Annotated in this window: 7 protein-coding genes and 2 tRNA genes; 3 read left to right on the top strand and 6 right to left on the bottom strand. The window is 69.4% G+C overall.

Translation table 11 applies throughout. The features are described from left to right. Positions 1 to 41: 41 nt before the first annotated feature. On the top strand, positions 42 to 1466 hold the full coding sequence (locus ASG71_RS07355) for a cryptochrome/photolyase family protein (RefSeq protein WP_056737995.1): 1425 nt from the start codon (positions 42 to 44) through the stop codon (positions 1464 to 1466). A 51-nt stretch (positions 1467 to 1517) separates the two neighbouring features. Here ASG71_RS07355 and ASG71_RS07350 read toward each other — a convergent pair. Further along, positions 1518 to 1594, bottom strand: a tRNA-Met gene (locus tag ASG71_RS07350). Between the two features lie 298 nt (positions 1595 to 1892). On the opposite strand from ASG71_RS07350, the gene ASG71_RS07345 reads away from it, so the two are divergent. Continuing rightward, positions 1893 to 3437, top strand: coding sequence for an acyltransferase family protein (locus ASG71_RS07345; protein WP_082574932.1), 1545 nt, complete (start codon positions 1893 to 1895; stop codon positions 3435 to 3437). Between the two features lie 135 nt (positions 3438 to 3572). Here the strand turns inward: ASG71_RS07345 and ASG71_RS07340 are convergent. The 3 genes from ASG71_RS07340 to ASG71_RS07330 all read right to left on the bottom strand — a co-directional run bounded on the left by ASG71_RS07340 (position 3573) and on the right by ASG71_RS07330 (position 8108). Beyond that, a tRNA-Met gene (locus ASG71_RS07340) sits at positions 3573 to 3646 on the bottom strand. Between the two features lie 151 nt (positions 3647 to 3797). Beyond that, on the bottom strand, positions 3798 to 6803 hold the full coding sequence (locus tag ASG71_RS07335; protein WP_157366261.1) for a UPF0182 family protein: 3006 nt from the start codon (positions 6801 to 6803) through the stop codon (positions 3798 to 3800). A 117-nt stretch (positions 6804 to 6920) separates the two neighbouring features. After that, positions 6921 to 8108 (bottom strand): PDZ domain-containing protein, encoded by a 1188-nt coding sequence (locus ASG71_RS07330; protein ID WP_414826651.1) that lies wholly within the window; start codon positions 8106 to 8108, stop codon positions 6921 to 6923. Positions 8109 to 8341: 233 nt separating this feature from the next. Between ASG71_RS07330 and ASG71_RS07325 the strand changes: the two genes are divergently transcribed. Then, a complete protein-coding gene (locus ASG71_RS07325) occupies positions 8342 to 9775 on the top strand; it encodes a zinc-dependent metalloprotease (RefSeq protein ID WP_056737993.1) in 1434 nt (477 codons plus the stop codon). A gap of 108 nt (positions 9776 to 9883) precedes the next feature. Here the strand turns inward: ASG71_RS07325 and ASG71_RS07320 are convergent, their stop codons facing one another. Continuing rightward, positions 9884 to 10486 (bottom strand): M48 family metallopeptidase, encoded by a 603-nt coding sequence (locus ASG71_RS07320; protein WP_056737992.1) that lies wholly within the window; start codon positions 10484 to 10486, stop codon positions 9884 to 9886. Continuing rightward, positions 10486 to 12684: an ATP-dependent DNA helicase UvrD2 gene (locus tag ASG71_RS07315; protein ID WP_321164500.1), complete on the bottom strand. Its 2199-nt coding sequence runs from the start codon at positions 12682 to 12684 to the stop codon at positions 10486 to 10488. The genes ASG71_RS07320 and ASG71_RS07315 overlap by 1 nt, the downstream gene beginning before the upstream one ends. Positions 12685 to 12703 lie beyond the last annotated feature (19 nt).

Here is a 12703-nt window from a genome sequence, read left to right as displayed (position 1 = left end):
ACCCGCACCGGGACGGTCCGGCCATCCAGTAGCGTGGAGCCATGTCTTCGACCCTTGTCTGGCTCCGCGACGACCTCCGCCTCGACGACAACCCTGCCCTGGCGGAGGCAGCGGCCGCCGGCACCGCGCTGACCGTCGTGTACGTGCTGGACGAGGAATCCCCGGGCATCCGGCCCCTGGGCGGCGCCGCACGGTGGTGGCTGCACCATTCGCTCGAGGCGCTGGCCGCGGACCTCACGGCCGCAGGGTCCCGGCTGCTCCTGCGGCGCGGGCCGGCAGGACAGATGATCCGGGATCTGGTCGAGGAGACCGGCGCCGACCGGGTGCTCTGGAACCGCCGCTACGGCGGCCCGGAGCGCGCCGTCGACGCCGGCCTCAAGGAATGGGCCGGCGGCCACGGGATCAGCGCCGAAAGCTTCCAGGCCAGCCTCATGTTCGAGCCGTGGACGGTGCGCACCGGCTCCGGCGGACCCTACAAGGTCTTCACCCCGTTCTGGCGGGCCTGCCTCGACGCCGCCGAGCCCCGGCAGCCGCTGGACGCCCCGGACCGGCTCCCGGGCCCGGCCAAGGCCGGCGGCGGGAAGCTGCCGGCAAACGAGGTGCTGGCCGACTGGGGGCTGCTCCCCCGCCGTCCGGACTGGAGCGCCGGACTCGCCGTGGAGTGGACCCCGGGCGAGGCAGGCGCGCACGCCCGGCTGGAGGACTTCCTGGACCGGCCGGTGGCCGACTACGGCACCGGCAGGAACGTCCCCGGCGAGGAGGGCACCAGCAGGCTCTCCCCGCACCTGCGCTTCGGCGAGATCAGCCCGTTCCGGGTCTGGCAGGCGCTCCGGGAGCGGTTCCCGCACAGTGCGCCGGCCGACGTCGGGATCTTCCGTTCCGAGCTCGGCTGGCGGGAATTCTGCTGGCAACTGCTCTACGAAAACCCGGAGCTTGCGACCCGCAACTACCGGCCCGAGTTCGACCGCTTCGCCTGGCGGACGCCGTCGGACGACGAATTGCGGGCCTGGCAGCAGGGCCGCACCGGGTATCCCCTCGTGGACGCCGGCATGCGCCAGCTCTGGCAGACCGGCTGGATGCACAACCGGGTGCGGATGGCGGCGGCGTCGTTCCTGGTCAAGAACCTGCTGGCGGACTGGCGGAGCGGCGAGGCGTGGTTCTGGGACACGCTGGTGGATGCGGATGCCGCCAGCAACCCGGCGAACTGGCAATGGGTCGCCGGGTCCGGGGCCGACGCCTCCCCCTACTTCCGGATCTTCAACCCCGTCACCCAGAGCAAGAAGTTCGATCCTGCCGGCCGGTACCTGCGCCGCTTCGTCCCCGAGCTTGCCGGGCTGGAGGGCAAGGCCGTGCACGAGCCCTGGAAGGCCGGCGCCGCGCCCGGGCGCTACCCGGAACCGCTGGTGGGGCTGCCGGAGTCCAGGGCACGGGCACTGGAGACCTACCAGCGGCTCAAGGACGGGTAGGAACCAACAAAGGCCCGGATCCGAAGATCCGGGCCTTTGCCGTTACTGCAATGGTTGCGGGGACAGGATTTGAACCTGTGACCTCTGGGTTATGAGCCCAGCGAGCTACCGAACTGCTCCACCCCGCGTCGCTTGTTCAACACTACCCTATTTTCGACGCCCCCACGACCACGGCCGTCGCATCCTCCCCCGCGATGCCCCCTGCCCACCCCCGGGGTGTGTCCGCTCCACCGGCAGCCGGACCGCTGAGGCGTGGACCGCGCCGGACGGGAACGGTAAGCTCCGAAGAACCGGCCCGAAGCCTGATCTGCGTCAGTTAGAGGGTCCATGGCAGGCGGGCCGTCTTCGACGCCCGTGGCGCCGACCGTCCAGGCGCAGCCGCAGCCGCAGCCGCGGCGATCCTCGGGAACGCTTTGAGGAACCAGCATGAGCACAGTGATGTCGACCGGACCCGCGCCTCACGCCCCGGCCCGGGACCGCTATCTGGATCTGCTTCGCGCGATCGCCCTGGTCCGGGTGGTCGCCTACCACACCTTCGCCGGCGCGGCCTGGCTGAGCCTGGTCTTTCCGTCGATGGGGGTCATGTTTGCCCTCGCAGGTTCGCTCATGGCCCGCTCCCTTGAACGGCCCGCCCTCGGCGTGCTGCGAAGCCGCACCCGCCGGTTATTGATCCCCCTGGCGGTGTACAGCACCACCGTCCTTATCCTCCTCTTGTGGCAGGGGTGGACGCCCGACCAGGAGCCCGGCGGATCCTGGCTTCAAACAGTCTTCTGGTTCGTCCCCGTCGCGGACCCGCCCTTTCCGCAGGAAATCGGCACGGACGAGGGCCTCGTGGAAGCCTCCTGGGCGGCCCAGGCCGAAGAGATCCTGTGGTACATCCGGGCGTACTTCTGGTTCATGCTGCTCTCACCCCTGCTGCTCACATCCTTCCGCCGGTTTCCGTGGGCCACCTTGGTGGCCCCGCTGGCCCTCATGACCGTCCTCGGCACGACAGCCGCCGCGCTGCCGGGCTGGGCATCGACCGGAATCACGGATTTCGCCACGTACGGTTTCTGCTGGGTCCTTGGCTTCGCCCACTACCAGGGGCTGCTGCGCCAGCTCCCGCTGCGGCTGGTCTACGCCGCCGGGCCGGTTCTCATGGCCTTGGGCTTCCTCTGGGCCATGAGCCACCTGGAAGACTCGGCCTGGGACCTGAACGACATTCCCCTCGCTCAGGCGCTGTGGTCAGCGGGCTTCTGTGCAATGCTGCTGCGCATCTCACCGGCGTGGCAGGCACTCCCCCGCCCCTTGCGCTTCCTGGACGGCACCGTCACGCTGATGAACAGCCGGGCCATGACCGTCTACCTCTGGCACAATCTGCTGCTGGTCATCACGGTGGTGATCGCCGACAGGCTCGACCAGATTGACGCACTCACCGCGTCCGCGTCCTGGGCGCTCGACAGCGAGTGGTTCCAGTTTGCCGCGGTCTGGCTCCTCCTGGCTCTCGTGTTCGTCACCATCGGCTGGGTGGAAGATGTCGCGGCGAGGCGTCCCCCGCAACTGTGGCCAACCGGTCCGGGCCGGCCGGCGTCCGCACCGAAGCCTGGACCGGCCCGTCCGGAACCCGCGGCGGAACCCGCCGCGGGGGAGGAACTGACCGTCCTGCCCCTCACCGGCCGCACCGGCCCGGTCCACGCCTTCAAGTGTTCCCTCCCGGCCGGATCCGGCGGGCTTCGACCCGAACCCCTGGCGCACGCGGGAGAGGAATCGGTCTATGTCTTGAGCGGCCGCCTCAGCCTCGTGCTGGGCGAACGGAAGATGATCCTGCTCCCCGGCGAGAGCGAGGGCTTCGACCCCCGCCTTCCGCACGCCTTCGGACGCGCCGGCACCGACGCCGTGGAGTTTCTGATCTTCTCCAGCCAGCCCCGCGAGCTTATCGGGATGCCCGGCGCCGTGGGCGCGCCGGCGCTGTGCGTCACCTCGCACGCCTGAGGATGGTCGGCCTGGCGAGGGCGTGCCGGGCGTGGCGGAATGCGCAGCCGGCGCGGAGCGGAATGCGCAGCCGGCGCGGAGCGCGGAAAAGCAGAAAGTCCGGAACACTTTTCAGTGTTCCGGACTTTCTCTCAGTTGCGGGGACAGGATTTGAACCTGTGACCTCTGGGTTATGAGCCCAGCGAGCTACCGAACTGCTCCACCCCGCGTCGCAAGAATTACTTTACCGGGCAGTGAACGCAGGGCCAAATCGGGACGGCGTGACGTGCATCGCAGGCGCTCCTCGACCGCACGGCGAAGGCCGGGTTCCGCGCTCCGGAGAGCGTGGAACCCGGCCTTCGAGAGACTGTCCCCGGCAGCCTAGCTGCTCGGCGTCGGCGACGGCGAGGCCGACGGCGACGGGCTGGCGGACGGGGCCGGGCTGGCCGGCGCGGCGCCGATCTTGGCCTCCGCATCGATGGCCCGCTGGAGGGCCGCCGAGAGCTTCTTCTGCTGCTCCCCGTAGGCCGCGAAGTCGCCCTTGGCCAGCGCCTCCTGGCCGGCCTTGATCGCGGCGTTCGCCTCATCGAGGGCCGCCTTGAGTTCCGCCTTGGCGTCGGTCGACCCGCCGGTGGCCGGGGGCGTTGCTCCCGGGGCCGGGCTGGCCGGGGTCTTGCCGTTGTTCGGGGCGTCGCCGGCCGTGGCGCCGGACCGGCCGCCGAACAGCTGGTTCAGCGCCTCATCCAGGGTCGGTGCGAAACCGATCTTGTCGCCGAAGGCCACCAGCACGCGCTGCAGCGTCGGGTAGGACGTCTCGCCGGTGGACTTCAGGTAGACCGGCTGGACGTAGAGCAGGCCGCCGCCCACCGGAAGGGTCAGCAGGTTGCCGTTGAGCACCGCCGATGCACCCTGGCGCAGCAGGTTCAGGGCCTGCGACACCGTGGGATCGGAGTTGAACTTGTTCTGTGCCTGTCCGGGGCCGGGAACCTGGGTCTCCGGCGGGATCTGCAGAAGCCGCAGCTGGCCGTAGCTCTGGGCCTTCACGCCCTTCTTGTTGCCGGCGTCGGAGTCAGCGGCCAGGAAGCCGTAGAGCACGTTGCGGGCGCTGCCGTTGACGACCTGCGGGATGAACGAGGAGGTCAGCTGGAAGGCCGGCTTTTCCTGGTCGGGCATCTGCAGCGACATGTAGAACGGCGGCTGCTTGACGCCCTCTTCCTTGACGGTCGGATCGTTCGGCACGCTCCAGGCGTCGTTGTTGGTGAAGAAGCTGTCCGGGTTGGTCACGTGGTAGCGGCCCAGCAGTTCCCGCTGCACCTTGAACAGGTCCTCCGGGTACCGCACGTGGCTCATCAGCGCCCCGGACATCTCCGAATACGGCTTCAGTGAGGACGGGAAGACGTTCTGCCAGGACTTCAGGACCGGGTCCTGGTCGTCCCAGGCGTAGAGCGTGACGGAACCGTCGTACGCGTCCACCGTGGCCTTGACCGAGTTACGGATGTAGTTCACCGAATTGCTCGGGAGCGCCGCGGTGCGGCCGGCGGACGTCTGCGAATCGCGGGTGGCGTCCGAGAGCTGTTCCTGCTGCGAGTACGGGAAGTACGGGCTCGTGGTGTAGCCGTCCACGATCCACTTGACGCGGCCGTCGACGACGGCCGGGTAGGCGTTGCCGTCCACGGTCAGGTACGGGGCGACCTTCTCCACCCGGTCCTTGGGGTTGCGGTCGTAGAGGATCTGCGACTCGGCGTTCACGCCGTCGGACAGCAGCAGGTCCGAGGACTGGAACTTGATCGCGTAGAGGATCTTGTTAAAGAAGCTGCCCACGTTGGGGCCGCCGTTGCCGGTGAAGGTGTACTGCGTACCGGAGTCGCCCTCCTTCGCGGCGGGGCGGTCCTGCTCGCGGTGCGGTGCACCCTCGGGGGCGCCGACGATCGAGTAGTCCGGCGAGTTCTCGCCGAAGTAGATCCGCGGCTGGTAGCTGGTGTCGGTGCCCAGCACGCCCGTGGACGGGATGCCGGACTGCAGGAATTCGGGTTTGCCGTCCGCGGTGAACTTGTTGCCCTTGGCCGCGACCACGCCGTAACCGTGGGTGTACACCACGTGCTTGTTCAGCCAGGACTGCTGGTTGGTGGCCAAGCCGGCGGGGTTCAGCTCACGTACCGCGATCACGGTGTCCTGGATCTTGCCGTTCACCTCGTAGCGGTCCACGTTCAGGGTGCTCGGGAACTGGTAGTACGGCCGGTACTGCTCGAGCTGCGAGAACGCGTCGGAGATGAGGTTCGGATCCAGCAGCCGGATGTTGGCGGTGGTCTGCGCGTCCGGGGCGAGCGCGCCGGTGGTCGCGTTCGTGGTGGCCTCGTAGCGCTTCTCCTGGATCTTATCCAGGCCGTACGCCGCGCGGGTCATGGTGATGTTGCGCTTGATGTACTCGTTTTCCAGGGTCTGCTCGGAAGGGCGGACCTGGAACTGCTGGATGACCCAGGGGTAGACGCCGCCGGCCAGGATGGAGGTGATGACCAGCATCGCGGTGCCGATCACCGGCAGCCGCCATTTGCCGATCACGGCCGCCACGATGAAGAGCACCGCCACGATGGCCGCCGCCACGGCGAGGATCGCCTTGGTGGGGATCACTGCGTTCACGTCGGTGTAGAGCGCGCCGGCCCAGCGGCCGCCGTTGTTCAGCACCGCCGAATAGCGGTCCAGCCAGAAGTTGACGCCCAGCAGCAGCAGGAAGGAGGCGCCGGTGACCGCGATGTGGATCTGCGCGGCGCGGCTGGTGAACACGCCGCGCTCCATCAGCCGGATGCTGCCGTAGAGGTAGTGCGTGAGGATGCCCGCGACGCCGGCGACGACGGCGACGCTGATCAGGAAGCCGGTGACGAAGCCCAGGAACGGCAGCGTCATCAGGTAGAAGCTGATGTCCAGGTTGAACTGCGGGTCGTTGCGCCCGAAGGGCTCCTGGTTCAGGAACAGGAGCACCTTCTGCCACTGGCTGGCCGCGGCGCTGCCGGCAAAGAGGCCGAAGAGGACCGGCAGGCCGATCATGACCACCCGGCGGATCGGCTCCAGCTGGGCCTGGTAGCGGTTGAGGTTGTCGCGGACGTCCGCGTCCGGGGCGTAGACCGGGCGGGCCGTGTAGGCGATCCGGATGGCGAAGAACACGGCGGCGAACATCACCGCGAAGCCGGCCAGGAAGATGGCGATGCGCGCGAGGTTCTCGGTGAGGAAGACTTGGAAGAAGCCCAGCTGCTGGTACCAGAGGACGTCCGTCCAGACATTGGCAAAGAATATGAAGCCGACCACGATGAGGGCGACGACAATCAGCGTGGGCGTCAGTGCGCCTCGCCGTTGGTGTGGCCTTCCGGGTGGGACGGTGCTGGGACGGGACAAACTCGGTACCTCATCGCTGGTCTCAATACTGCTGGTTTTCAGTTGTCAGGCTTCGCTGGCGCGGGCGGCCTTCAGTTAGTGCCACGACTGGCGCCCGGGCTTAGTTCCGGGGCCAGTCTAGTTGCTGGTGCAGGCCGGAAGTCCCGATGTGTCGCCGCCGCCGGCGGCGAGCTCCACGGCGCGGCGCGCCCCGGCCAGGTTCTCGACTTTCACGACCTGCAGCCCGTCCGGGATGTGGCCGACGACGTCGTCGCAGTTCTCCGCCGGGGCAAGGAACATCGTCGCCCCGCCGGAGCGGGCGCCGACCATTTTCTGGCCGATGCCACCGATCGCCCCCACCGAGCCGTCCGGCGTGATCGTCCCGGTGCCCGCGATGTGTTTCCCGGCGGTGAGGTCCCCGGGGGTGACCGTGTCCACGATGCCGAGGGCGAACATCATCCCGGCGCTGGGACCGCCGACCTTGTCGAGCGAGATTTTAACGTCGAAGGGGAACTTGAACTTGTACTGCAGGACCACGCCGAGCAGGTACCGGCCGGTTTCGGATTTGCCGGGCGTGACCGTCACGGGCAGCCGCTTCCCATTCCGGTCGACGACGACGGAGACCGGCTTTCCTTCCCCGGCGGCGAGTTGCGCCTGGATGACGCTCAGAGCGGTGATGGGTTTGCCGTCGATCGAGACGAGCACGTCGCCTTCTTCGATCTTGCCCCGGGAGGCCGAACCGTCGGACAGGGCGGCCACCTGCAGCTTTTGCTCGAACGGGATGCCCAGTTCCTTCAGCGCAGCGGCGACGGCGTTTTCCTGCGACGTCGTCATGGCGACGGCGCTTTCCTGCTGCGACTGCTCCCTGGTGACGCCGCTGGGGAAAATCAGTTCCTCGGGGTAGACCGCTTTGGCCGAGTTGAACCAGGCGCTGAGCGCTTCGAAGGCTGTGACCGGGCCGTTGGGGCCGCCGTCGACGTAGACCGTGGTGAGGTCCAGGCTGCCCTTGGCCGGGTAAGTCTGGTGCCCGGAAACACTGATGACGGGTTTGCCGTTGTCCGAGCCCAGCGTGTTGAACGTTGGCCCGGGCGACTCAACCACGTAGGGAACGGGCAGGCTCATCGCGGCCAGGCCCAGGCCGAAAGCGAGCAGCCCGGAAACCAGCATCGCCGAGGAGCGGTTGTCCGCGGCCCGGGGGCCCGCCGGTCCGGCGCCCGCGGACCGGCGGCCCCGGAAACCGGCGCTAAAGCGCTGGCGGACACCGGCGTCGGCGTCCTCACGGGACGCGGCGCCGCCGGGAGGCTCTTCGCCCTGGGTAAACGTCAATGCAAGACCTCTCCATACCGGGCGCCCCCGGCCGGAACGAGCCGGCCCGGGGCGCTGCGGCTGCCGCCGGACCCCGGCCTGCAGCGTGCAATTAATCCAGCCTCTAACACTACGTGTTCGGCCGCCCCGGGGCGCTTTGCCGACAGCGAACGTGGCCGGATTTCGGAGGACAGCGACGCGGCCGGAAGGTAGCGTGAAGATGAGCACCAGTCACACCGACGATCGGCGGGATCATGACCTCTAACCCACGCAATCCGTCCAACGGGGACGACGAGCCCAAGGACCCGCTGGCGGAAATGCTGCAGAACCTCATGGGCGGCAAAGGCATGGGGGACATCGATCCGGCGGAGCTGGCCAAGGCCGCCGGCCTGCCGGATGATCCGAACCTGCTGGCCCAGATGTTCTCCCAGGTACAGGCGATGATGAGCGCGCCGGCTGAGGGCCCGGTGAACTGGGAACTGGCCCACGAGAACGCCCGCCGCGTCGCCGCGAGCGGCTCCGACCCGTCCGTGACCGCGGCGCAGTCCCGCGAAGTGGATGAGGCCCTGCGCCTTGCCGAGCTGTGGCTGGACCAGGTCACCGAGCTTCCCTCCACCGGGCTGATCGGCCGGGCCTGGTCCCGCGCCGAGTGGGTCGAGGAGACCCTGGGCACGTGGAAGCGGCTGACCGAGCCGGTAGCCAACAGCATCGCCAATGCGCTGTCCTCGGCCATGACCGAGCAGATGCCGGAAGAGATGAAGTCGATGATGGGCGGCGCCTCCTCGATGCTGCAAAACATGGGCGGTGCGATCTTCGGCATGCAGCTGGGCCAGGCGATCGGCGCCTTGTCGGCCGAAGTCGTCAGCTCCACGGACATCGGTGTCCCGCTCGCCGATCTCGAAATGGCGCTGCTGCCGGCCAACGTGGCCAAATTCGGCGAGGGCCTGAGTCTGCCGGAAAACGACATCCGGCTCTTCCTCGCCGTGCGCGAGGCCGCCCACGCCCGCCTCTTCGTGCAGGTGCCCTGGCTGCGGGGCCACCTGCTGGGTGCGATCGAAGCCTACGCCCGCGGAATCCACATCGACACCTCCAAGATCGAGGACCTGGCCCGGGACCTGGACCCCAGCAACCCCGAAGGCATCCAGGAGGCCCTGTCCCAAGGGGTCTTCATGCCGCAGCGCACCCCCGCCCAGGAGCAGGCCCTCGAAAAGCTTGAAACCGCACTGGCCCTGGTGGAGGGATGGGTCGACGAGCTCACCGCTGCCGCCACCGCGAACCTGCTGCCCTCCGCCGCGGCCCTCCGGGAGACCGTCAGGCGGCGCCGTGCCACCGGCGGTCCGGCCGAGCACGCGTTCTCTTCCCTGGTGGGGCTGGAACTCCGGCCGCGGAGGCTGCGGGAGGCGGCCACGCTCTGGGCCCAGCTCAAGGAGGAACGCGGCGTGGAGGGCCGGGATGCCATCTGGCAGCACCCCGACCTGCTGCCCACGGCCGCGGACCTTGACGACCCGAAGGGCTTCAGCGAACGCCGCAAGCTGGCCGAGGCCAGCGACACCGAGGTGGACGACGCGTTGCAGAAGCTGCTCAGCGGCGGCTTTGACACCGAGGCGCCGGAGTCCGGCCGGGACACCGGCGACGGCACGGCGGACGGCCCGGGTGACGCGGACGGGGACAGCAGCCCCAAGGCCTGATTCGAACGTCAGGACATGGCGGGAAGCCCCGGCAGGACTTCGGTCCGGCCGGGGCTTCCCCGTGTTCGTCAGGTCTGTCCCGTGTCCGTCAGTGGCGGTGGACGGCCGTCAGCCGGAGGCGGGCCCGTCGACGTCGACGTCATCCTCGGCGTCCGCGGGAAGTCCGCGGGCGGTGGCGAAGGAAACGCCTTCCAGGAAGGCCTTGGCGCGCTCGGTCTCCGGGTAGGCAGCCAGCAGCCGCCAGAACGCGGCGTTGTGCGCGGCGACCAGCAGGTGCGCCAGTTCATGGAGCAGGACGTAGTCGATGACCCATTGCGGCATCGGCTGCAGCTTGTGGGAGAGCCGGATGGTCCCCTCCGACGGCGTCGCAGAGCCCCACCGGGAGTTCTGGTTGGTCACCCACCGCACCGATGCGGGAACGGCCTTCCCGCCGAGGTAGGTGGCGGAAAGTTCGGCGGCCCGGGCCGCGAGCGCCGCATCGGTGCGGCCCTTCGCTGCTCCGGCGCGGCGCTTGGTCTCCTGCCGGCGGAGCTTCTCCAGCATCCGGTCCACCCATTCGCGCTCCTGCGCGCCGCTGAAGTGGGCGGGGATGGCGACCACGGCGGTGCCGTTTTCCCAGAACGCCGCCACGGTCCGGCGCCGGCGTGCCGACCGGCGCACTTCCACCGGGGCGCCGTCCGCCGTCGTCAGCGGGACGCTGCCGGCAGCCATTAGGAGGCCGAGCGTCCGGCCAGGACGGCGAGGACGTCCTCGCCGTATTTCTCCAGCTTTGAGGCGCCGACGCCGGGAAGCTTGGCCAGTTCCTCCAGCGTCCCCGGCCTGGCCTCGGCGATCGCCGTCAGGGTCGCATCGGTGAAGACCACGAAGGCCGGGACGTCCGCCTCCAGAGCGGTCTCCTTGCGCCACTGCCGCAGCGCTTCGAAGGTCTGCTCCTCGTATGTGGGCGGGCACTGGTTGCAGCGGCCGACCTTGCGCTCCGCGCCGCTGGAGAGCATGCTGCCGCAGACCCGGCACGACGCCGGCACGGCCGCTTTGCGGCGCGGCGCGGCGCCCTTGCCCCGGATGGAAGAACCGGCCACGGAGTCCGGCCGCAATCCGTCGAGGAAGCGGGAGGGCTTGCGGTTGGCCCGGCCGCCGGGGGTCCGGGCGGTGGACCAGGACAGGTGCAGGTATTCCTTGGCACGGGTGATCCCGACGTAAAGCAGGCGGCGCTCCTCGTCCACGGCCTCAGGGGTGTCCGCAAAGGAGATCGGCATCAGCCCCTCGCTCAGGCCGACGAGGAAGACCGCCTCCCATTCCAGGCCCTTGGCGGCGTGCAGCGAGGCCAGGGTGACCCCCTGGACGGTGGGCGCGTGCTGCGCCAGCGACCGCTCCTGCAGTTCGTTGACGAAGTCGGCGAGGCTGAACTGCGCTCCCCTGCTGGCCACCAGCTCGTCGGCGAGCGCTACGAGCGCAGCCAGCGATTCCCAGCGTTCGCGCAGGGCCCCGCCGCTGTGCGGCGCCTTGTCGGTGTAGCCGAGCGAGGAGACGATGTCCCGGACCAGCTGGCCGAGAGGTTCGGGCGCGTCGGTTTCCGTGGCGGCCCGGGTGGCCGCCCGCAGCTGAAGGATCGCGTCCCGGACCTCCTTGCGGGCAAAGAAGCGTTCGCCGCCGCGCAGCTGGTAGCCGATGCCGGCCGCGGCGAGGGCCTGTTCGTAGGCCTCGGACTGGCCGTTGGTGCGGAACAGCACGGCGATCTGGCTGGCGGGCGTGCCAGCGTCGAGCAGGGTGCGGATCCTGACGGCCACCGTCGCTGCCTCCGCCTCGTCGTCCGAGCATTCCGTGAACTGCGGCGCCGGCCCGGCCGGGCGCTGTGCCACGAGCTGCAGCGGCGTGGCCCAGGCGGCGTCGGCGGCGGGGCCGCCGCTGCGCCGGCCGGCCAGCAGTTCGTTGGCCAGCTTCACCACCTGCGGGGTGGAGCGGTAGTCGCGGACCAGCTTGACCACGGTCGCGTCCGGGTACTGCGCCTTGAAGCCGAGCAGGTGCTTGGGCGAGGCGCCGGTGAAGGAGTAGATCGTCTGGCTCGCATCGCCGACGACGCAGAGGTCGTCCCTGCCGCCAAGCCACAGTTCGAGCAGCCGCTGCTGCAGCGGCGAGACGTCCTGGTATTCGTCGACCACGAAGTGCCGGTACTGCTCCCGGACGGTCGCCGCGACCTTGGGGTCCTCCTGCAGGATGCCGACGGTGATGAGCAGGACGTCTTCGAAGTCGATGACGTTGCGGTCCGTCTTGACGTCTTCATAGGACTGGAAGACCCGGGCGACGGCGGTCAGGTCGAAGCCGCCGGGGGTTCCGCGTCCCTGGGCCTTCTCCAGGTAGTTCGCCGGCGTCAGCATGGACACCTTGGCCCATTCGATCTCGGAGGCGAGGTCCCGGATGGAGGCCCGGTCGGTGCTGAGCCGCAGCCGCCGGGCGGCCTCGGCGATCATCTGGGCCTTGTGGTCCAGCAGGTTCGGCAGCGCCCCGCCGATGGCCTGCGGCCAGAAGAACTGCAACTGGCGCAGCGCGGCGGCGTGGAAGGTGCGGGCCTGGACATTGCCGACGCCCAGGTCCCGGAGCCGGCTGCGCATTTCGGCGGCCGCCCGCGCGGTGAACGTGACCGCCAGCAGCCGCTGCGGGCTGTACACGCCGGAGTGCACGCCGTAGGCGATGCGGTGGGTGATGGCGCGGGTCTTGCCGGTCCCGGCGCCGGCGAGCACGCACATGGGGCCGTTCAGGGTGCTGGCCACCTCGCGCTGCTCGGCGTCGAGGCCGCCGAGGACGCGCTCTTCGAGTGAGCGGTCGTCCGGTGCCGGGGGCGCGGCGGGTCCCGGACCGTCCTGGGAAGGTCCGGTCGGGAGGGCGCTGGTCTGGAATATGTCTGTGTTCACTTCTGCTGCTCAGTCGTTG

Source organism: Arthrobacter sp. Soil763, assembly GCF_001428365.1.
In the GTDB taxonomy this organism is placed as follows: Bacteria; Actinomycetota; Actinomycetes; order Actinomycetales; family Micrococcaceae; genus Arthrobacter.
This window is presented reverse-complemented; position numbering and strand designations above follow the sequence as displayed.

Coding starts and splice junctions, on each gene's coding strand:
- ASG71_RS07320 (WP_056737992.1), bottom strand. CDS start 10,486: ATGGCTGCCGGCAGCGTCCCGCTGACGACGGCGGACGGCGCCCCGGTG.
- ASG71_RS07325 (WP_056737993.1), top strand. CDS start 8,342: ATGACCTCTAACCCACGCAATCCGTCCAACGGGGACGACGAGCCCAAG.
- ASG71_RS07355 (WP_056737995.1), top strand. CDS start 42: ATGTCTTCGACCCTTGTCTGGCTCCGCGACGACCTCCGCCTCGACGAC.
- ASG71_RS07345 (WP_082574932.1), top strand. CDS start 1,893: ATGAGCACAGTGATGTCGACCGGACCCGCGCCTCACGCCCCGGCCCGG.